The organism is Streptomyces sp. NPDC013157 (genome assembly GCF_042899865.1).
GTDB lineage: Bacteria > Actinomycetota > Actinomycetes > Streptomycetales > Streptomycetaceae > Streptomyces.
On sequence record NZ_JBIBAK010000021.1, the window covers coordinates 19,973 to 39,112 of the forward strand.

A 19,140-nucleotide genomic window follows, 5' to 3' on the forward strand; every position below is an offset into this window, starting at 1 on the left:
CCGGCGCTTCTACTCAGCCGCGGGCGGCAACCGGCAAGCGCCGGCAAGCGAAACCCTGCGCACGCCAGTCACTCGGCCGCGGGCCGGTGGGGGCCGCCCGCGCAGTTCCCCGCGCCCCTGACGGGGCACTCCGGCCGGCGCTTCTACTCAGCCGCGGGCGGCAACCGGCAAGCGCCGGCAAGCGAAACCCTGCGCACGCCAGTCACTCGGCCGCGGGCCGGTGGGGGCCGATCGCGCAGTTCCCCGCGCCCCTGACAGGGCGCTCCGGCCGGCGCTTCTACTCAGCCGCGGGCAGTCGTGCCGCTGGGGCGGCACGGGTGGGCGCGGGCGGCAACCGGCAAGCGCCGGTGAGTGAAACCCCCGCCGCCCGCTAGTCCGCCGTCAGCACGAAGGATGCCTGGGCCTTGGCGTACCCCGGGGCCGTCGCCTCCAGGAGGTACGTGCCTGTGCCGGCCGAGCCCGCCGCAGGCGTTGCGCACTGGGCGGCGCTCGGCTTGCGGTCCCACTTCAGGGTGTAGGTGATGCTGCTCCCCGACGGCACCCGGTACCACCGGCCGGCCGCGGACTTCGGGCAGTCCGCCGAGGACCAGTAGGTGTCGTCCGCACTGGCCTGCGTGATGGTCAGCACCGCGTTCTTCGGCCCGAGGTCGATCTTGCAGTCACTGGACGACGTGTTCTTCGCGGTGAGCTCGAAGGTCGGCGTCTGCTCCGGCGAGTACGAGTTGTGCAGGCTCCGCAGGGTCAACGACACCGACCCGGCGGTGCAGTTGGGCAGCGTGGAAGTCCCGGGCAGCGAGGCGACCGTACCGCCGGAACCCGACGTCACGTCGTCCCCCGAGCCGGACGAGGAACCCGACGAGCCCGAGGAACCGCCCGAACCGGTCGAGCCGCCCGACGTGTCGCCGCCCGTGGCGCCCGAACTCCCGTCGCCGGAACCGGAGCTCGAACCCGAACTCGAACCGGAACCGCCTCCCGAACCGCTCCCGCTCGCCCCGTCCCGGCCGCCGGGTGCCTGGCTGATCGCCGGCCCACTTCCGGACGGCCCCGGCGTGATCGTGGACACGGGATTCTTGCCGTCCGACCCGTCGGCGTTCTTCTTGCCGCCCCCGCCGTTCGACGTCACGATCCACGCGATCAGCAGTGCCAGGACGACGAGCGCCGACAGCATGAAGACCCTCCGTCGCCAGTAGATGGAGGAGGGAAGCGGCCCGACCGGATTGCGCAGAGATCCCACGGCCCAAACTGTACGAGAGATCCGTGCAGTTCCTCGCCCCACCCGCCGCCCAAACCTCAACTTTTCCGGATCATCATTCCGGCAACTCCCGTCGGCACGGCCGCTCTTCGCCGCGAGCGGCGTCAACCGCGACCACGCCCCGCCCCCGCCGCGGACCACGTCCACCCCACCCGTCCCCGGACGTGGCAGGATCGGAAGGGCCATGACTGAGAAGCTTCACACCCCTGTGATCGCCTGGTTCGACACCCACGCCCGTGACCTCCCCTGGCGCCGCCCGGAGGCGGGCCCGTGGGGTGTGATGGTCAGCGAGTTCATGCTGCAGCAGACGCCGGTCAGCCGCGTGCTGCCCGTGTACGAGCAGTGGCTGGCCCGCTGGCCGCGCCCCGCCGACCTCGCCGCCGAGGCGCCCGGCGAGGCGGTCCGCGCCTGGGGCCGGCTCGGCTACCCGCGCCGGGCCCTGCGGCTGCACGGCGCCGCCGTCGCCATAACGGAACGGCACGACGGGGACGTACCGACGGATCACGCGCAGCTGCTCGCGCTGCCGGGCATCGGCGAGTACACCGCCGCGGCCGTGGCGTCGTTCGCGTACGGGCAGCGGCACGCCGTGCTCGACACCAATGTGCGGCGGGTGTTCGCACGGGCGGTGACCGGTGTGCAGTACCCGCCGAACGCCACCACCGCCGCCGAGCGCAAGCTCGCCCGCGAGCTGCTGCCCCCGGACGACAGGACCGCCGCCCGCTGGGCCGCCGCCTCGATGGAGCTGGGCGCGCTGGTCTGCACGGCGAAGAACGAGACGTGCCAGCGGTGTCCGATCGCCGGGGAGTGCGCCTGGCGGCTGGCCGGCAAGCCGGAGCACGAGGGGCCGCCCCGGCGCGGGCAGACGTACGCCGGCACCGACCGGCAGGTGCGCGGCAAGCTGCTCGCCGTCCTGCGGGAGGCGCACGCCCCGGTGCCGCAGACGGCGCTCGACCGGGTGTGGCACGAGCCGGTGCAGCGGGCCCGCGCACTGGACGGGCTGGTCTCGGACGGCCTGGTGGAGCCGCTCGCGGGCGGCCTGTACCGGCTTCCGCTGGGCTGACGTACAGCCACATCACAGGAGACGGGGCTCTGTTACGACACCGACCCCGCGGCAAATCAGCACATAGCCGGGCATAAACCTGTGCCCGCTTACCCCGTACCTACTTCCGTTACACAACCGACGGACAGCCGATTGCTACCCGCAGGCTGCTCCGCACAGCCCCGTGACAACGGGTCCGTAGCTTCGTTTCTGTGCCCGCCAGGACCGCGGGACGGCAGGGACTCAGGCACAGGGCCGGGGAAAACGGGGATCGGGAGGCGGTTGATCATGGCGCAGGGCGAGGTGCTCGAATTCGAGGAGTACGTCCGCACTCGGCAGGACGCGCTGCTGCGCAGCGCCCGCCGGCTGGTCCCGGACCCGACGGACGCCCAGGACCTGCTGCAGACCGCGCTGGTCCGGACGTACGGCCGCTGGGAGACCATCGAGGACAAGAAGCTCGCCGACGCCTACCTGCGCCGGGTCATGATCAACACGCGGACCGAGTGGTGGCGGGCCCGGAAGCTGGAGGAGGTCCCGACCGAGCAGCTGCCCGACGCGCGCGTGGAGGACTCCACCGAGCAGCACGCGGACCGCGCTCTCCTCATGGACATCATGAAGGTGCTGGCTCCGAAGCAGCGCAGTGTCGTGGTGCTGCGACACTGGGAGCAGATGTCCACGGAGGAGACGGCCGCCGCCCTCGGCATGTCGGCCGGAACGGTCAAGAGCACGCTGCACCGGGCGCTCGCCCGGCTCCGCGAGGAGCTGGAGTCACGCGACCTCGACGCACGCGCGCTGGAGCGTGAGGAGCGGGAGCGTTGCGCGGCCTGACCGGCACGGGGTCCAGCAGAGGCCCGGCGAGTGCACAGGCGGTGATCACGGCGGCGGCCGTGCTCGCCGCCCTCGCCCTTTTCGCCGCGGCCTGCGGCACCGGCGGCACCGGAGCCCGTGACGAGGGACCGGCGCACGCCGGCTCGGTCGCGCCCGCCCCGGCGGCCAAGGCCCCCTCGCCCAACCCGTCGCAGACGTACGAGAAGGTCGACGCGGTCGCCCTGGTGAAGGCCGACCCGGCTGTCTCGGCCACGGTGAAGCGGGACCTGAAACCGTGCTCGGGCGACGAGTACCCCGTCGACGTGACGTACGGCGAGCTGACCGGCGGCCCGGTCGAGGACATTGTCGTCAATGTCCTGACCTGCGGGGACGCGGTCGGGGTCGGGGCGTACGTGTACCGCAGGGAGAGCGGCGCGTACAAGAACGTCTTCAAGGCCGAGGAGTCCCCGGTCTACGCGGAGATAGACCGCGGCGACCTGAGCGTGACCAAGCAGGTGTACGAGAAGGGCGACCCGGTGTCGAGCCCTTCCGGCGAGAACGTGATCACCTACAGCTGGTCCGCGGGACGCTTCGTCCAGGAGGACTTCCACCACACCGACTACGGGAACGCGGCCGGCAGCGGCGACGACGGCGCCACGCCGGTGCCCTCCCCAGCCAACTGAACCCACTACCGAGAGAACCGGGATGGCAGACCAGACCCACGTCCTCTTCGTCGAGGACGACGACGTCATCCGCGAGGCCACCCAGCTCGCCCTGGAGCGGGACGGCTTCGCGGTCACCGCCATGCCCGACGGCCTGTCGGGACTGGAGGCCTTCCGCGCCGACCGGCCCGACATCGCCCTGCTGGACGTGATGGTCCCGGGCCTGGACGGGGTGAGCCTGTGCCGGCGCATCCGCGACGAGTCGACCGTCCCGGTGATCATGCTGTCGGCGCGGGCCGACTCGATCGACGTGGTGCTGGGCCTGGAGGCGGGCGCCGACGACTACGTCACCAAGCCGTTCGACGGGGCCGTCCTGGTCGCCCGGATCCGGGCGGTGCTGCGCCGCTTCGGGCACGCGAGCGGCGGCGAGAAGCCGCACGAGGACGCGGCGGAGGTGACGGGTGGCATGCTCACCTTCGGCGACCTGGAGATCGACACCGAGGGCATGGAGGTGCGCCGGGCCGGGCAGCCGGTCGCGCTGACGCCCACCGAGATGCGGCTGCTCCTGGAGTTCTCCTCGGCGCCGGGGACCGTGCTCTCCCGCGACAAGCTGCTCGAACGCGTCTGGGACTACGGCTGGGGCGGGGACACCCGCGTCGTCGACGTCCATGTGCAGCGGCTGCGGACCAAGATCGGCCAGGACCGCATCGAGACGGTCCGCGGTTTCGGCTACAAGTTGAAGGCCTGAGCGAGGCGGTCATGCGGGGGTTCTCCAACCGGTACCGGGGTCCGGGACTGCGCACCGGACTCAGATGGAAGCTGAGCGCGGCGATCGCCCTGGTCGGCGCGCTGGTCGCGATCGCGCTGAGCCTGGTGGTGCACAACGCCGCCCGGGTCTCGATGCTGGACAACGCGCGCGAGCTGGCCAACGAGCGGCTGCAGATCGGCCAGCGAAACTACGAGCTGTACGGGAGGGCGAACTTCCCGGACGTGAAGGTCGACGACCCCCGGCTGCCGCCGGCCCTGCGCGAGCGGGTCGACGCGGGCCGCCGGGCGACCGACGTCATCGACCACGGCAGCGGCGCGCCCGACATCTGGGCCGCGGTGCAGGCCAAGGACGGGCGGGTGCTGTCCCTGCACAGCACCTTCGCGAACCGCAGCAGCAATGTGCTGAAGGACCTCGACCAGGCCCTGGTCATCGGCTCCATCGCGGTCGTCCTCGGCGGCAGCGCGCTCGGCGTGCTGATCGGCGGGCAGCTCTCGGTCCGGCTGCGCAAGGCGGCGGCCGCGGCCAACCAGGTCGCCCAGGGCGAGCCGGACGTACGGGTACGGGAGGCGATCGGCGGGGTCGTACGGGACGAGACCGACGACCTGGCGCGGGCCGTGGACGCCATGGCGGACGCGCTGCAGCAGCGCCTGGAGGCCGAGCGGCGGGTGACGGCCGACATCGCGCACGAGCTGCGTACACCGGTGACCGGGCTGCTCACGGCGGCCGAGCTGCTGCCGCCCGGCCGTCCGACCGAGCTGGTCCTGGACCGGGCGAAGGCGATGCGCACCCTCGTCGAGGACGTGCTGGAGGTGGCCCGCCTCGACAGCGCCTCCGAGCGGGCCGAGTTGCAGGACATCATGCTGGGCGAGTTCGTCACCCGGCGGGTGGCCGCGAAGGACCCGGCGATCGAGGTGCGGGTGGTGCACGAGTCGGAGGTCACCACCGATCCGCGCCGCCTGGAACGGGTGCTGTTCAACCTGCTCGCCAACGCGGCCCGGCACGGCAAGCCGCCCGTCGAGGTGACCGTCGAGGGCCGGGTCATCCGGGTCCGCGACCACGGCCCCGGCTTCCCCGAGAAGCTCCTCGCCGAGGGGCCGAGCCGCTTCCGCACCGGCAGCGAGGACCGGGCCGGCGAGGGCCACGGGCTGGGCCTGACCATCGCGGCGGGCCAGGCGCGCGTCCTGGGCGCCCGCCTGACCTTCCGCAACATCCGCCCCGCGGGCGCGCCCGAGCACATCCCGGCGGAGGGCGCGGTGGCCGTCCTGTGGCTCCCGGAACACGCCCCGACGGCCACCGGCAGCTACCCGATGCTGCCGGGCCCGACCCAGGCGGGAAACCGGTGAGCCGGTGAGCCGGTGAGCCGGTGAGCCGGTGAGCCGGTGAGCCGGTGAGCCGCGCAGGCTGATGGATGCCCCTGACGGGGCACTCCAGGGTGTGGCGCCTTCAGGTGTGTTCAGGTGCGGGCCACGAGGAGTTCCTCGCCGCGGGAGGGGCGCAGGCCGTCGGTGCGGCCGGTGAAGTAGCGGTCGGCGAGTTCCTCCGCCGGGACATGCCGGGTCTCCCGGAAGCCGGCCTCGCGGGCCAGGGCCGCCAGCCGCTCAGGTGCGTAGAAGCTCAGGAAGGGCGTGCCGGATGCCCGCGCGCCCCGCTGCGCCACCCGCAGCTGCTCCTGCTGGTCCGGCTCGACGTCCTCGATCGGCCGCAGGAACGTCGTGACCAGCGTCGACCCTGGGGCGAGCCGCGCGATGTGCCGGAAGGTGGCGGCGACGGCGTCCTCCGTGAGGTACATCGTGACCCCGGCGGACGCGACCACGGCCGGCCGGCGCGGATCGAAGCCGGCGGCCACCAGCTGCCCCCACCAGTCGCCCTCGAAGTCCACCGGCACCAGCGTCAGCCAGTCCGGCACCCCGTACCCGAGCTCGGTCAGCCGCCGCCGCTTCCAGGCCACGGCCCCGGCCCGGTCCGCCTCGAACACCCGCAGCCCGGCGGCCACCGCGTCGGCGGCCCGGCGCTGCGCGAAGGTGTCGAGCCCGGCACCGAGAACGAGGTACTGGTCCACCCCGCGCCCGGCCTGGGCCACCACCAGGTCCTCGACGAACCGGGCCCGGGCCACGATGGACGCCCGGGTCCGCCGGGTGGCCTCGACGTCCATGTCCGGCCGGGCCCGCCAGCCGTCCGCGGTGTCCGCGGCGCCCGCGTCCGGTTCGGCGAGCCGCAGCCCGACCTCGTCCTCGATGACGTACGGCGGCGCGTCGGCGCGCAGGTGCAGCGCCCGCCACAGGGCGGTGCGGACGGCGGTGTGGTCGGGCCCGGTCTCCGTCGGCACGCTCAGAACTCCTTGGTGAAGTCGAGCTCTTCGCTGCGCTCGGTCAGCGAGTACCAGTTGCCGTTGTCGTCGCGGAAGATCGCCTCGGTGCCGTACGGCCGTTCTTTGGGCTCCTGGACGAACTCGACGCCCCGCGCGCTGAAGGTCTCGTAGTCGCCGCGGCAGTCGTTCGTACGGAACGCGCCGGCCCCCATGACCCCCTTGGCGACCAGCTTGCGCAGCGCCTCGGCGGACTCCGGGTCGAGGCCCGGTCCGTCCAGGCGCATCAGGGCGAGTTCGACACCGGGCTGGTCCTTGGCGCCGACGGTGATCCACCGCATGTCGCCCATCGCGATGTCGTCGCGCACCTCGAAGCCGAGCTTCTCGGTGAAGAAGGCCTTGGTGCGCTCCTGGTCGAAGGTCCACACGGTGGTGATGGCCAGGCCCTGGATCATGGGACCGCTCTCCTGCCTGCCCGGCTTCGGCCGCCGGACGGTCGTTGTTCCTGTCCGTCACCGTAGGCAGCCGGGTCCGGGCCGCGCTTCTCGGAAGTTGCGCTTCTGCCCGGGAACCCGCCGGCCCAGAGCATGGCGTAGCAGCCGGGGATGAGGGAGGCACCGCGGCCGACGTGCTCGGTCCGGTACTCGGTGGGGCTGAGCCCGGTGCGGGCCTTGAACCTCGCCGAGAAGGTGCCGAGGCTGCTGAAGCCGACCAGGTGGCAGATCTCGGTGACGGTGAGGTCCGCGCTGCGGAGCATCTCCTCGGCCCGCTCGATCCTGCGGTGCGTCAGGTACTGGCCGGGGGTCTCGCCGTACGCCGCCTTGAAGGCGCGCAGGAAGTGGTACCGCGAGTACCCGGCGTGCGCGGCGACCGCATCGAGGTCCAGGGCCGGGTCGGCCCAGTCCCGGTCCATCGCGTCCTTGGCGAGGCGTAGCTGCCGCAACTTGTCCACGGGGCCAATGCTAGGAAACCAGCCCGTCCGGGGGTGCCCCCTCTGGGGGAGATCGAGGACGAGGCCGGAGGCCGATGATGCGGGGGCCTGGGGGCGGCAGCCCCCAGAACCACCCGCATCCAGTCTCAGACGGCCTCGACCACCGGCATCGGCGCCGCCTCGTCCGCTGTCTGCGGCCCGCCCCGCAGCGGGACCTCCTTCACGAAGACCGCGGCCACCAGCACCAGGACGGCGATGACGGCACCGAGCAGGAAGGCCGAGTGGGTACCGGCCGACACCGCGTGCTGGTACGCCTCGCGCGCCGCCGCCGGCAGCTTGGCCAGGCTCTTCGCGTCCAGCTGCGCCGACTGCTCGGTGATCTTGGAGCCGAGCGAGCCGGCCCGCTCGGCCATGACGTCCTTGACCCGGTCGTTGAAGATCGCGCCCATGATGGCGACGCCGAAGGACGAGCCGAGCGTACGGAACAGGGTGGTGGACGAGGACGCGACGCCCATGTCCTTCATCTCCACGCTGTTCTGCGCGACCAGCATGGTGATCTGCATCAGGCAGCCCATGCCGAGGCCGACGACGGCCATGTACACGCCGGAGATGAACCGGGTGGTGTCCGTGTCCATGGTGGACAGCAGGTACAGGCCGATGGCGAGCAGCACTCCGCCCGCGAGGGGGAAGATCTTGTAGCGGCCGGTGCTGGTGGTGACCCGGCCGGCGACCATCGAGGTCACCAGCATCGCGCCGAGCATCGGGAGCAGCAGCAGACCGGAGTTGGTCGCGGACGCGCCCTGCACGGACTGCTGGTACAGCGGCAGGAACAGCGTGGCGCCGAACATCACGAAGCCGACGATGAAGCCGATGATCGACATCAGGGTGAAGTTGCGGCTGCGGAAGATGTGCAGCGGCAGGACCGGCTCGGCGGCCTTGCTCTGCCAGAAGACGAACCCGACCAGCGCGACGACGCCGATGGCGATCAGTTCCATGATCCGCGCGGACGTCCAGGCGTACTGGGAGCCGCCCCAGGTGGTGACCAGCACGATCGAGGTGATGCCGAGGGTCAGCAGAGCGGCGCCGAGATAGTCGATGCGCGTCTTGTTCCGCTTCTTCGGCAGGTGCAGTACGGCGCTGATGGCGGCCAGCGCGACCACGCCGAGCGGCAGGTTGATGTAGAAGGCCCAGCGCCAGCCCCAGTTGTCGGTGATGGTGCCGCCGACCAGCGGGCCGCCGATCATGGCGAGCGCCATGACGCCGGCCATCATGCCCTGGTACTTGCCCCGCTCGCGGGGCGGCACGAGGTCGCCGATGATCGCCATGACGCCGACCATCAGGCCGCCGGCGCCGAGGCCCTGGACGGCCCGGAACCCGATCAGCTGGCCCATGTCCTGGGCCATGCCGCTGAGCGCGGAGCCGATCAGGAAGATGACTATGGAGGTCATGAAGGCGCCCTTGCGCCCGTACATGTCACCGAGCTTGCCCCAGAGCGGGGTGGCCGCGGCGGTGGCGAGGGTGTAGGCGGTCACGACCCACGACAGGTGCTCGAGACCGCCCAGTTCGCCCACGATCGTCGGCATCGCCGTGCCCACGATCATGTTGTCGAGCATCGCGAGCATCATCGCGACCATGAGCGCGAGCATCACGACCCGTACGCTCTTCGGCTCTTTCTCCGGTGGCGCGACCGCTTCCGGTGCCCCCGGTATCTGCTGGCCGGTCTCGGCCGCCTGGGTGTCCGCCATCTCTCCCACTCCCCCTGGCGACAGCTACTTACTTGTCGCCCGGCTAGTTCAGTACACTCGGAAGTTAGACCCGTTGCTAGCCGGGCGTCAAGTAAGTTTACTAGCCGGGCGGCAAGCAAGTTTTCGCGGGAGTGCGAGGAGTAAGAGGATGAGCGTCACCATGGACGGCACCAAGCAGCAGCGCCGCGGGAACACCCGCCAGCGCATCCAGGACGTGGCGCTCGAACTCTTCGCCGAGCAGGGGTACGAGAAGACCTCTCTGCGGGAGATCGCCGAGCACCTCGACGTGACCAAGGCGGCCCTGTACTACCACTTCAAGACCAAGGAAGAGATCCTGGTCAGCGTCTTCGAGGACCTGACGCGGCCGATCGAGGACCTGATCGACTGGGGCAAGGGCCAGCCGCACACCCTGGAGACGAAGCAGGAGATCATACGGCGCTACCACCGGGCGCTGAGCGACGCCGAGCCGCTGTTCCGGTTCATGCAGGAGAACCAGGCGACGGTCCGGGAGCTGCGGATCGGCGACACCTTCAAGGACCGGATGCGCGGCCTGCGGAACATCATCATCGACCCGGACGCGGCCCTGACCGACCAGGTCCGCTGCATCAGCGCGCTCTTCACGTTGCACGCCGGCATGTTCGTGATGCAGGACGTCGAGGGCGACCCCCGGAAGAAGCGCGAGGCCGTCCTGGAGGTCGCCGTGGACCTGGTGACCCAGGCCCACCGGGGTTCACACCCGTCCTGACGAGTCCGGCGGGTCAGACGATGAGGCCCTTGGCGCGCAGGAAGGCGACGGGGTCGACCGCGGAGCCGTAGTTCGGGGTCGTACGGATCTCGAAGTGCAGGTGCGGCCCGGAGGAGTTGCCGGTGTTTCCGGAGCGGGCTATGTGCTGACCGGTCTTGACGATCTGGCCGACCCTGACGTCGATCCGGGACAGGTGCGCGTACTGCGAGTACTGGCCGTTGCCGTGCTTGACGACGATGGCGTTGCCGTACGCGGGACCGTCACCGGCGCCGTTGCCGCCGGCCTTGACGACGGTGCCGCCGTGCGCCGCGACGACCTCGGTGCCGCTCGGCACCGCGAAGTCCTGCCCGCTGTGCCGAGCGGTCCACATGCCGCCGGCCTGGTTGAAGGTCGCGGAGAGCGTGTACTTCTTCACCGGGTCGACCCAGGCGGCGGCACTGGAGGTGGCGGCCGCCGCGACCCCCGAGCCCACCACGGCCGTGACCCCGACACCGGCAGCCAGAACGGCGGCCCGCTTGCGGAGCGAGGACGTACGGGGGGAACGGAGAGCGGCGCGCAGGGACATCGGAACCTCGTGGAGTAGACGACAGGGACCCCTTCCGGGCGCCAGCCCACAGGGGCGGCCACCGGACGGGGCATCCCTTGGTAACCCGAAGCCCGAAAACCGCTCAAGCCGCCCTTCTACGACGCTTCCTAGTAACCCATCCCAAAATTGACCATTTCTTGACACGCGCCATGCCGACAGGGCAAACCCGCCCCGACGCGGGGCCCCGCCCGGAGCGCGGAAAAGAAGGCCTCTTTCGCCCCGGGGGAGCGAATCCACTATCTCCGCTAGTAACAGACATTTCACCCGTGCGGTATGTCACCCGCAGCCGCTCGAACGGCATGTACCGATGTGACGCACACCTCTAGCGCCCTACCGGCCAGTAACCCTACGGTTCCCCACGCGCCACCTGCCCCACTCATCATGCCCCTGACACCACTGGCCATGACGTGAGCCATGACGTGAGAGGACACCCCGCCCCGATGACCACAGGCACCTGGATCCGCCGCACATCCGTCACCGCCGTCTCCGTGGCCGCGCTCGCCGGGATGGCCGCGCCGGCCCAGGCCGCGACGGAGAGCAGCTCCGCCACGGTCGACTACGCCACCTGGCAGCAGGACTGCCAGTCCGTCATGGACCAGGCCCTGCCCTACCTGAAGCAGCGCATCGCCGCCGCCCAGCCGGGCGAGAAGCAGGCGATCGTCTTCGACATCGACAACACCACGCTGGAGACCGACTTCGGCTTCAGCTACCCCCAGCCGGCCAACAAGCCGGTCCTGAACGTCGCCAAGTACGCCCAGGAGCACGGCGTCTCGCTGTTCTTCGTCACGGCCCGCCCCGGCATCATCTACCTGCCGACCGAGTACAACCTCGAACACGACGGCTACCAGGTCTCCGGCCTCTACGTCCGCGGCTTCCTCGACCTCTTCAAGGACGTCGCCGCCTACAAGACCGCCCAGCGCGTCGACATCGAGAACAAGGGCTACGACATCATCGCGAACATCGGCAACAGCGCCACCGACCTCTCGGGCGGCCACGCCGACAAAACGTTCAAGCTGCCCGACTACAACGGCCAGTTGTCGTAGGTCGCCGATAGGCTCCATCCGCTGACGGGACTCACGGGGGTGGCGGATGGAGCCGACGGTACTGGGCGGGAAGCTGGCGTCGAGCCTGATGGGCCCGCTGCTGAAGAAGCTCTTCGTGGCGGACGGCCCGGGCGCGGGGCTGGTGGACAGGCCGGTGCGGCTGAAGAGCCTGGTGTCCTTCCGCGGCGAGAAGCGCGCCCTGGTCGAGAAGGACGTGCACAAGCTCGCCGAGCACCTGGTCCGGCAGGCGGTCGACTCACCCGGCGAGCCGCCCTTCGCGGCCAGGGAACAGATCGCGGTCGCCGACGCGCTGGCCCGCAGACTGCTCGCCCTCGGCGATCTCGACATGGACGACGTCCAGGCCGTACGGCTGGGCCACGTCGATCTGGCCGCGCGGCTGCAGTCCGCGGCGTCCGCGCCCGACGGCCTCTCCTCGGACGCCTGCTACTTCCTCGACTCCGCGACGGAGTGGGCCTGCCTCCAGATCCTGGAGTTCTTCACCCGCCGCTCCACCTTTGTCGCCCGCACCCTCGTGGAACAGACCCGCTCCCAGGCCGAACTGATCGCCAAGATCGACGAGCTGATCAGCCGCGTCCCGCGCCCCGACGCCCGCGACACCGCCTTCGAGCACCAGTACCGCTCCCATGTCGCCGAGCACCACAACCACATCACCATCTACGGCATCGACCTGCGCGACTCCCCGGACCGCTGGCCCCTTGAAGTGGCCTACCTGAGCCTGGAGGCGACGGCCGCCGAGAAGCCCGGCGACCGGCCGGAGGCCGACCACCTGACGCCCGTCACCCTCCAGCTGCCGGCCGAGGAGGCCATGCGCGGCCATGGCCGCGTGCTGCTGCGCGGTGATGCGGGTTCCGGCAAGACCACCCTGGTCCAGTGGCTCGCGGTGACCACCGCGCGCACCGGCGAGCGCATCCCGTACGTCCTCCCGCTGCGCACCCTGATCCGCGCGGGCGCACTGCCCGCCCCGGCCGCCTTCCTGACCGCCGTCAGCTGCCCGTTCACGCCCCCCGACGGCTGGACGGAACGCGTCCTGACGGCCGGCCGGGCCCTGGTGCTGGTGACGGCCTGGACGAGATCCCGGCGGCCGAGCGCCACCGCACCCGCGACTGGCTGCTCTCCCTGATCCGCGCGTTCCCGGGCAACCGCTGGATGCTGACCTCCCGCCCCACCGCCGTACGCCCCGAGTGGCTCGCCGCCGAGGGCTTCCGCGAACTGACGCTGGCCCCCATGCGCCGCGCGGACGTGACGACCTTCCTGGAGCGCTGGCACACGGCGGCCCAGGCCCCGCAGTTCAAGGGCCCCCTCCTCGATTCCCTCCGCACCAAACGCGACCTGGCCCGCCTCGCCACCAACCCCCTGATGTGCGGCCTGATCTGCGCCCTGCACCGGGAGCGCCGCGGCTTTCTCCCCACCGGCCGCAAGGAGTTGTACGACGCCGCCCTCGCGATGCTGCTGGCCCGCCGGGACCGGGAGCGGGGCATGGGAGCGGTGGACGAGGTCGAGCTGAGCGAGGAGGTCCAGCTGGAGCTGCTGCAACGCCTGGCCTACGCGCTGGTGCTGAGCGGCCGCACCGAGATGGACGTCGAGACGGCCGAGGGGATCGTGGAGCGCTGCCTGCCGGCGCTCGCGCTCAGCTCGGACGCACCGACCGTCCTGCGCACCCTCCTGCTGCGCAGCGGCCTGGTCCGCCAACCGGCCGACGGGGTCATGGACTTCGTCCACCGCACCTTCCAGGACTACCTGGGCGCACGGTACGCGGTGGAGGAGGGCCATCTGGACGTCCTCGCGAGCCACGCGGCCGACACCCAGTGGGAGGACGTGATCCGCATGGCGGTGGCCCACGCCCGGCCCCGCGAACGAGCCTCGCTGCTTCGGCGTTTGCTGACCCACGACACCCCTCGGCTGGCCCTGCTGGCACTGGCCTGCCTGGAGCACGCCACGGCGTTGGATCCGGGGGTGCGGGCGGAGGTGGAGCAGCGGGCGGCGGCCCTGATTCCGCCGCGTACGAGCGAGGACGCGAAGCTGCTGGCGGAGGCGGGCCCGCTGGTGCTGGAGCTGCTGCCGGGGCCGGAAGGGCTGACCGACGCGGAGGCACTGGGGGTGACGGTGACGGCTTCGCTGCTGGGCGGGGAGGAACCGACGGGAGCCCTGGGGGTGCTGCGGAGGTTCCGCGAGCATCCTGACCTGGATGTGCGACGACAGCTGGTCGGCACCTGGGGACGCTTCGAGGCCTCGGAGTACGCGAAAGAGGTGCTGGATCACCTGGATCGCAAGCAGCTCGGCCTCACCTGCGAGTCCGCCGAACAGCGAGCGGAACTGGCGCGGATGCGGCCCTGGCCCTACCTGGACTTTCGCGGTGAGCAATCGGTCGAAGAGATCTACGCCGCCATACCCGCGCCCGAGACGGTGACCATCCTCGACGTGCAGGACAACTCCCTGCTCACCGATTTGAGTGCGCTTGTGCGGTTCAGTTCCCTCGCAAGCCTGAGGCTGACCGATTGCGAGGCCGCGCACGGCCTGGACGGGCTCGCCGAGCTTCGCCTCCTCCAGCTCAGCTGCAACGGCATCGCGGATCTCACAGGTCTCGGAGCGTTGCACTCGCTCAGATACGTCTACGTGGATCAGGAAATACCCGCCGAACGTCTCACGGACATCCTGCCCGTCGATGCTCCCCTGGAAGTCCTCTTCCTGGGAGCGAACTCCACGAACCGGAGCGGCCTTCGAGGGCTGCAGCAGTGGCCGACTCTCCGCCGACTCAGCTTCAGCCGACTCGGTGCCGGGCTGACGGCGGACGACTGGCGGGCCGTCGCGGAACTCCCCCGACTGACCGACCTCTACATCAACAGGTCGGTCCTCAGGAATTTCCCGGAATCCTTCGAGGCCATGCCCGAGTTGCCGGGCATCACCTCAATCAGAGTCTCCCCCCTGTCCGGCGGCGAGGACCTCTCCGTCCTGGCCTCCCGGTTGCCGGGACTTCGCCAGGTGGACCTGCGCGGCACCGCCAGCCATCTGACCGCGGACCACTACGCGGCCCTCTTCCCGAACGCCACCGTCACCATGGACCACGTCTGAGCAACGCGAAGGGGCCGGTGCTCCGAAAAGCACCGGCCCCTCACTCGGCGTACCCCCGAAGGGCTACGCCTCCTTGCTCAGGTTCGGTCCGGCGCCGCCGGCCGCCTGCTCGATCGGCGGGACGTCGGGCAGGGCCGACTTCTCCTCGCCGCGGAAGGTGAAGGTCTTGGTTTCGCCCTCGCCCTCCGTGTCGACGACCACGATGTGACCGGGGCGCAGCTCGCCGAAGAGGATCTTCTCCGAGAGCGTGTCCTCGATCTCGCGCTGGATCGTGCGACGCAGCGGACGCGCGCCCAGCACCGGGTCGTAGCCCTTCTTGGACAGCAGCTCCTTGGCGGACTGGGAGAGCTCGATGCCCATGTCCCGGTCCTTGAGGCGCTCGTCCACCTTGCCGACCATAAGGTCGACGATCCGCAGGATGTCCTCCTGCGTGAGCTGCGGGAAGACGACCACGTCGTCGACGCGGTTGAGGAACTCGGGCCGGAAGTGCTGCTTGAGCTCGTCCTGGACCTTGTTCTTCATGCGCTCGTAGTTGGTCTTCGTGTCACCCGAGGCCGCGAAGCCCAGGTTGAAGCCCTTGGAGATGTCCCGGGTGCCGAGGTTGGTCGTCATGATGATGACCGTGTTCTTGAAGTCCACGACCCGGCCCTGGGAGTCGGTCAGGCGACCGTCCTCCAGGATCTGCAGCAGGCTGTTGAAGATGTCCGGGTGGGCCTTCTCCACCTCGTCGAAGAGGACGACGGAGAACGGCTTGCGGCGGACCTTCTCGGTCAGCTGGCCGCCCTCTTCGTAGCCCACGTAGCCGGGGGGCGAACCGAAGAGACGCGACACCGTGTGCTTCTCGCTGAACTCCGACATGTCGAGGGAGATCAGCGCGTCCTCGTCACCGAAGAGGAACTCGGCGAGGGCCTTGGACAGCTCGGTCTTACCGACACCGGACGGGCCGGCGAAGATGAACGAGCCACCGGGGCGCTTCGGGTCCTTCAGACCGGCACGCGTACGGCGGATCGCCTTCGACAGCGCCTTGACGGCGTCGACCTGGCCGATGACCCGCTTGTGGAGCTCGTCCTCCATGCGCAGCAGACGCGAGGACTCCTCCTCGGTCAGCTTGAAGACCGGGATGCCGGTGGCCGTGGCGAGGACCTCGGCGATCAGCTCGCCGTCGACCTCGGCGACGACGTCCATGTCGCCGGCCTTCCACTCCTTCTCCCGCTTGGCCTTGGCGGCCAGGAGCTGCTTCTCCTTGTCGCGGAGGGAGGCGGCCTTCTCGAAGTCCTGCGAGTCGATCGCGGACTCCTTGTCCCGGCGGACGGCGGCGATCTTCTCGTCGAACTCGCGCAGGTCCGGCGGAGCGGTCATCCGGCGGATGCGCATCCGGGAGCCGGCCTCGTCGATCAGGTCGATCGCCTTGTCCGGCAGGAAGCGGTCCGAGATGTACCGGTCGGCCAGGGTGGCGGCCTGGACCAGCGCCTCGTCCGTGATGGAGACCCGGTGGTGGGCCTCGTACCGGTCACGCAGACCCTTGAGGATCTCGATCGTGTGCGGCAGGGACGGCTCGGCGACCTGGATGGGCTGGAAGCGGCGCTCCAGGGCCGCGTCCTTCTCCAGGTGCTTGCGGTACTCGTCCAGGGTGGTGGCACCGATGGTCTGCAGCTCACCGCGGGCCAGCATCGGCTTCAGGATCGAAGCCGCGTCGATGGCGCCCTCGGCGGCACCCGCACCGACCAGCGTGTGCAGCTCGTCGATGAACAGGATGATGTCGCCGCGGGTGCGGATCTCCTTGAGCACCTTCTTCAGGCGCTCCTCGAAGTCACCGCGGTAGCGGGAGCCGGCGACCAGGGCGCCGAGGTCCAGGGTGTAGAGGTGCTTGTCCTTGAGGGTCTCGGGCACCTCGCCCTTGACGATGGCCTGGGCGAGGCCCTCGACGACGGCGGTCTTGCCGACGCCGGGCTCACCGATCAGGACCGGGTTGTTCTTGGTACGGCGGGACAGCACCTGCATGACCCGCTCGATCTCCTTCTCGCGCCCGATGACCGGGTCGAGCTTGGACTCACGAGCGGCCTGGGTGAGGTTCCGGCCGAACTGGTCGAGGACCAGGGACGTCGAGGGGGTGCCCTCGGCAGGGCCGCCGGCGGTGGCGGTCTCCTTGCCCTGGTAGCCGGAGAGCAGCTGGATGACCTGCTGCCGCACCCGGTTGAGATCAGCGCCCAGCTTGACCAGGACCTGGGCGGCGACGCCCTCGCCCTCACGGATCAGGCCGAGCAGGATGTGCTCCGTGCCGATGTAGTTGTGACCCAGCTGAAGGGCCTCGCGGAGCGACAGCTCCAGGACCTTCTTGGCACGGGGGGTGAAGGGGATGTGCCCGGACGGGGCCTGCTGGCCCTGGCCGATGATCTCCTCCACCTGCTGGCGGACCGCCTCGAGCGAAATCCCGAGGCTCTCAAGGGCCTTGGCGGCGACACCCTCACCCTCGTGGATCAGGCCCAGGAGGATGTGCTCGGTGCCGATGTAGTTGTGGTTGAGCATCCGGGCTTCTTCCTGAGCCAGGACGACAACCCGCCGCGCGCGGTCGGTGAACCTCTCGAACATCGTTAATCGCTCCTCAGAGCGGTCAGGCAGTGGGGGGAACTTCCCCTCTCTGTCCTTCCGCAGCTTAGTCCCGCAAGCGGGGACCGCTCATTCCAACTGCCGACACCGTCGATGGCCTCCTGACCCCGAACGCCGACATCTGCTCCAACCCGATGGTGCGAGACGATGTTCCCGCAGGCCAGGCAGTTACCCTTTCCGCCAGTACGCCGATGGCGAACGTGAGACGCCCTCGCCTGCGTGTCGCCCCCTCCCACTAGGGATGTCTTACCCGCAGCTACTGACAGTCCATGCCGTGGACCCCCGGTCCCTCCGCTACGGGCGAACAACCTTGCGTCTCTCCGGACCCCCGCACGCCCCGTTTCCCGGAACTGTGCGCAGCCACACGCGCACCCAGCGTAACCCTGATGGTGTCGGGGCGGTTTCAGTCGGTATGGCTGGCACAGCACCTCTGGCCGCTTCAACGGTCCCTCACCCCCGTCGTCCGTTCGATTCCGCTTCCGGTTCCGAGTGCGGCGCCGGTTCCGGTCCGGGCGGCGTCCGGCACTGGTACGAGAACGATCTGGGGTGGGCAACGGTGCCCGGTGCGCCCGGAGAGCCGCCAAGGCTGGTCACGGGCGTGCGCTTCGACGTGCTGGAGGTGCCGGCGCGGGCGGGTGCACGGGCGCTCAGGCACCTGGTGCCGGGCTCTCCGGTGGCCCTTCAGGGCGACCGGATGCGGCTGCTGGTGGCAGCGGGCAGTGCGGAGGAGCTGCCGGGGCTGCTGGCCTGGCTGGAGTGGGGCGCACCGGCCCTCGATCTCGATCTGCGGGCGCTGGGCGCCGGGAGCGCGATGGACGCACCGGTACGGCCCGGGCCGGCGGTCACCGGGATCCGGCCGCCTTCCGGATCCGCCGGGGCCCCGGCCGGGCCCGTGCAGGGGGCCGCCGTCTGGCTGCGGCCCCCCGAGTCCGGGTGCGAGGTCGAGGCCTCGCTGCCGACGCTGTCGGCCATGGGGGGCGTCGGAGGCGCCCCCGATCTCGTACGACTGGTGGACACGGTGGCCACGGAGTGCCACCGCGTCCGGCTGCGGCGCGTGGGCCGCGGGCCGGAGGACAGTCAGGCGTTCGCGTCCTCGTAGGCCTGGCGAATCGTCGCCGGAACACGGCCGCGGTCGTTGACGTCGTAACCGTTCTCCTTGGCCCACGCGCGAATCTGCGCGGTGTCCTGGCTGCCGCCGGAAGCCGCACGGGCCTTTCCGCGTCCGCCCGAGGCACGGCCACCGGTACGTCGGCCACCCTTGACATAGGGGTCGAGAAGGCCGCGCAGCTTGTCCGCATTGGCGGTCGTGAGGTCGATCTCGTACGTCTTGCCGTCCAACGCGAACGTCACGGTCTCGTCCGCCTCGCCGCCGTCGAGGTCGTCGACAAGAAGGACCTGAACCTTCTGTGCCACCGGATTTCCTTTCATCGATAACTTCAGGGCCGGGGTCGCGGCGCCCGCCGTTTCGCCGCCCCCTGTTATATGCAGTACTGCAGTACGTCGGAAAGCAAACCGCTTTTGCGGGAAAAACACAAACCCCTGGGAGAGGCCGAGGGGCC

The 19,140-nt window shown here is 70.4% G+C and carries 16 protein-coding genes and 1 pseudogene; 9 read left to right on the top strand and 8 right to left on the bottom strand.

The window, feature by feature from the left end:
* Positions 1–370: 370 nt before the first annotated feature.
* Positions 371–1,234, bottom strand: a complete 864-nt coding sequence (locus ACFY6U_RS43725) for a hypothetical protein (protein WP_390047523.1) — start codon at positions 1,232–1,234, stop codon at positions 371–373.
* A gap of 202 nt (positions 1,235–1,436) precedes the next feature.
* Here ACFY6U_RS43725 and ACFY6U_RS43730 point away from each other — a divergent pair, with 202 nt between their 5' ends.
* The 5 genes from ACFY6U_RS43730 (at position 1,437) to cseC (ending at position 5,872) form a co-directional block, all read left to right on the top strand.
* Entirely contained in the window at positions 1,437–2,312 is an 876-nt protein-coding gene (locus tag ACFY6U_RS43730) for an A/G-specific adenine glycosylase (RefSeq protein ID WP_390047525.1), read from the top strand.
* Between the two features lie 267 nt (positions 2,313–2,579).
* Positions 2,580–3,119, top strand: coding sequence for a SigE family RNA polymerase sigma factor (locus ACFY6U_RS43735; protein WP_390047527.1), 540 nt, complete (start codon positions 2,580–2,582; stop codon positions 3,117–3,119).
* A complete protein-coding gene (locus tag ACFY6U_RS43740) occupies positions 3,107–3,781 on the top strand; it encodes a hypothetical protein (protein WP_390047529.1) in 675 nt (224 codons plus the stop codon). The genes ACFY6U_RS43735 and ACFY6U_RS43740 overlap by 13 nt, the downstream gene beginning before the upstream one ends.
* A 22-nt stretch (positions 3,782–3,803) precedes the next feature.
* Positions 3,804–4,508 (top strand): two-component system response regulator CseB, encoded by a 705-nt coding sequence (gene cseB, locus ACFY6U_RS43745; RefSeq protein ID WP_351714158.1) that lies wholly within the window; start codon positions 3,804–3,806, stop codon positions 4,506–4,508.
* Positions 4,509–4,519: 11 nt separating this feature from the next.
* A complete protein-coding gene (gene cseC, locus ACFY6U_RS43750; protein WP_390047531.1) occupies positions 4,520–5,872 on the top strand; it encodes a two-component system sensor histidine kinase CseC in 1,353 nt (450 codons plus the stop codon).
* Between the two features lie 110 nt (positions 5,873–5,982).
* Here cseC and ACFY6U_RS43755 read toward each other — a convergent pair whose 3' ends face one another.
* The 4 genes from ACFY6U_RS43755 to ACFY6U_RS43770 all read right to left on the bottom strand — a co-directional run bounded on the left by ACFY6U_RS43755 (position 5,983) and on the right by ACFY6U_RS43770 (position 9,510).
* On the bottom strand, positions 5,983–6,855 hold the full coding sequence (locus ACFY6U_RS43755; protein ID WP_390047533.1) for a class I SAM-dependent methyltransferase: 873 nt from the start codon (positions 6,853–6,855) through the stop codon (positions 5,983–5,985).
* A 2-nt stretch (positions 6,856–6,857) separates the two neighbouring features.
* Entirely contained in the window at positions 6,858–7,289 is a 432-nt protein-coding gene (locus tag ACFY6U_RS43760) for a VOC family protein (protein ID WP_390047535.1), read from the bottom strand.
* Positions 7,286–7,747, bottom strand: a complete 462-nt coding sequence (locus ACFY6U_RS43765; RefSeq protein ID WP_390047805.1) for a helix-turn-helix transcriptional regulator — start codon at positions 7,745–7,747, stop codon at positions 7,286–7,288. Before ACFY6U_RS43765 ends, ACFY6U_RS43760 begins: the two co-directional genes overlap by 4 nt.
* A 164-nt stretch (positions 7,748–7,911) precedes the next feature.
* Entirely contained in the window at positions 7,912–9,510 is a 1,599-nt protein-coding gene (locus tag ACFY6U_RS43770) for an MDR family MFS transporter (protein WP_390047537.1), read from the bottom strand.
* Between the two features lie 148 nt (positions 9,511–9,658).
* On the opposite strand from ACFY6U_RS43770, the gene ACFY6U_RS43775 reads away from it, so the two are divergent.
* Complete coding sequence (locus ACFY6U_RS43775; protein ID WP_390047539.1) at positions 9,659–10,255, top strand: TetR/AcrR family transcriptional regulator; 597 nt, start codon at positions 9,659–9,661, stop codon at positions 10,253–10,255.
* A gap of 13 nt (positions 10,256–10,268) precedes the next feature.
* Here the strand turns inward: ACFY6U_RS43775 and ACFY6U_RS43780 are convergent, their stop codons facing one another.
* Positions 10,269–10,820 (bottom strand): M23 family metallopeptidase, encoded by a 552-nt coding sequence (locus tag ACFY6U_RS43780; protein ID WP_390047541.1) that lies wholly within the window; start codon positions 10,818–10,820, stop codon positions 10,269–10,271.
* A gap of 461 nt (positions 10,821–11,281) precedes the next feature.
* Here ACFY6U_RS43780 and ACFY6U_RS43785 point away from each other — a divergent pair, with 461 nt between their 5' ends.
* Entirely contained in the window at positions 11,282–11,884 is a 603-nt protein-coding gene (locus ACFY6U_RS43785) for an HAD family acid phosphatase (protein ID WP_390047543.1), read from the top strand.
* Positions 11,885–11,930: 46 nt separating this feature from the next.
* Positions 11,931–14,974 (top strand): annotated as a pseudogene (locus tag ACFY6U_RS43790) (NACHT domain-containing protein).
* A gap of 63 nt (positions 14,975–15,037) precedes the next feature.
* Here ACFY6U_RS43790 and ACFY6U_RS43795 read toward each other — a convergent pair.
* The gene (locus ACFY6U_RS43795; protein ID WP_351317762.1) at positions 15,038–17,563 is read right to left on the bottom strand and encodes an ATP-dependent Clp protease ATP-binding subunit; all 2,526 of its coding nucleotides are present in this window, start codon (positions 17,561–17,563) and stop codon (positions 15,038–15,040) included.
* Between the two features lie 430 nt (positions 17,564–17,993).
* Between ACFY6U_RS43795 and ACFY6U_RS43800 the strand changes: the two genes are divergently transcribed.
* Positions 17,994–18,680 (top strand): SCO3374 family protein, encoded by a 687-nt coding sequence (locus ACFY6U_RS43800; protein WP_390047545.1) that lies wholly within the window; start codon positions 17,994–17,996, stop codon positions 18,678–18,680.
* On the opposite strand, the gene ACFY6U_RS43805 is transcribed toward ACFY6U_RS43800, so the two are convergent.
* Complete coding sequence (locus tag ACFY6U_RS43805; RefSeq protein WP_093500012.1) at positions 18,659–18,994, bottom strand: Lsr2 family protein; 336 nt, start codon at positions 18,992–18,994, stop codon at positions 18,659–18,661. The two genes, ACFY6U_RS43800 and ACFY6U_RS43805, sit on opposite strands and share 22 nt — an antisense overlap.
* Positions 18,995–19,140 lie beyond the last annotated feature (146 nt).

What these genes read in the sequence shown, in the direction of transcription:
- ACFY6U_RS43795 (WP_351317762.1), bottom strand. Translation starts at nt 17,563, where the DNA reads ATGTTCGAGAGGTTCACCGACCGCGCGCGGCGGGTTGTCGTCCTGGCT.
- ACFY6U_RS43785 (WP_390047543.1), top strand. Translation starts at nt 11,282, where the DNA reads ATGACCACAGGCACCTGGATCCGCCGCACATCCGTCACCGCCGTCTCC.
- ACFY6U_RS43775 (WP_390047539.1), top strand. Translation starts at nt 9,659, where the DNA reads ATGAGCGTCACCATGGACGGCACCAAGCAGCAGCGCCGCGGGAACACC.
- ACFY6U_RS43730 (WP_390047525.1), top strand. Translation starts at nt 1,437, where the DNA reads ATGACTGAGAAGCTTCACACCCCTGTGATCGCCTGGTTCGACACCCAC.
- ACFY6U_RS43800 (WP_390047545.1), top strand. Translation starts at nt 17,994, where the DNA reads ATGGCTGGCACAGCACCTCTGGCCGCTTCAACGGTCCCTCACCCCCGT.
- ACFY6U_RS43780 (WP_390047541.1), bottom strand. Translation starts at nt 10,820, where the DNA reads ATGTCCCTGCGCGCCGCTCTCCGTTCCCCCCGTACGTCCTCGCTCCGC.
- ACFY6U_RS43770 (WP_390047537.1), bottom strand. Translation starts at nt 9,510, where the DNA reads ATGGCGGACACCCAGGCGGCCGAGACCGGCCAGCAGATACCGGGGGCA.
- ACFY6U_RS43765 (WP_390047805.1), bottom strand. Translation starts at nt 7,747, where the DNA reads ATGGACCGGGACTGGGCCGACCCGGCCCTGGACCTCGATGCGGTCGCC.
- ACFY6U_RS43735 (WP_390047527.1), top strand. Translation starts at nt 2,580, where the DNA reads ATGGCGCAGGGCGAGGTGCTCGAATTCGAGGAGTACGTCCGCACTCGG.
- ACFY6U_RS43760 (WP_390047535.1), bottom strand. Translation starts at nt 7,289, where the DNA reads ATGATCCAGGGCCTGGCCATCACCACCGTGTGGACCTTCGACCAGGAG.
- cseC (WP_390047531.1), top strand. Translation starts at nt 4,520, where the DNA reads ATGCGGGGGTTCTCCAACCGGTACCGGGGTCCGGGACTGCGCACCGGA.
- cseB (WP_351714158.1), top strand. Translation starts at nt 3,804, where the DNA reads ATGGCAGACCAGACCCACGTCCTCTTCGTCGAGGACGACGACGTCATC.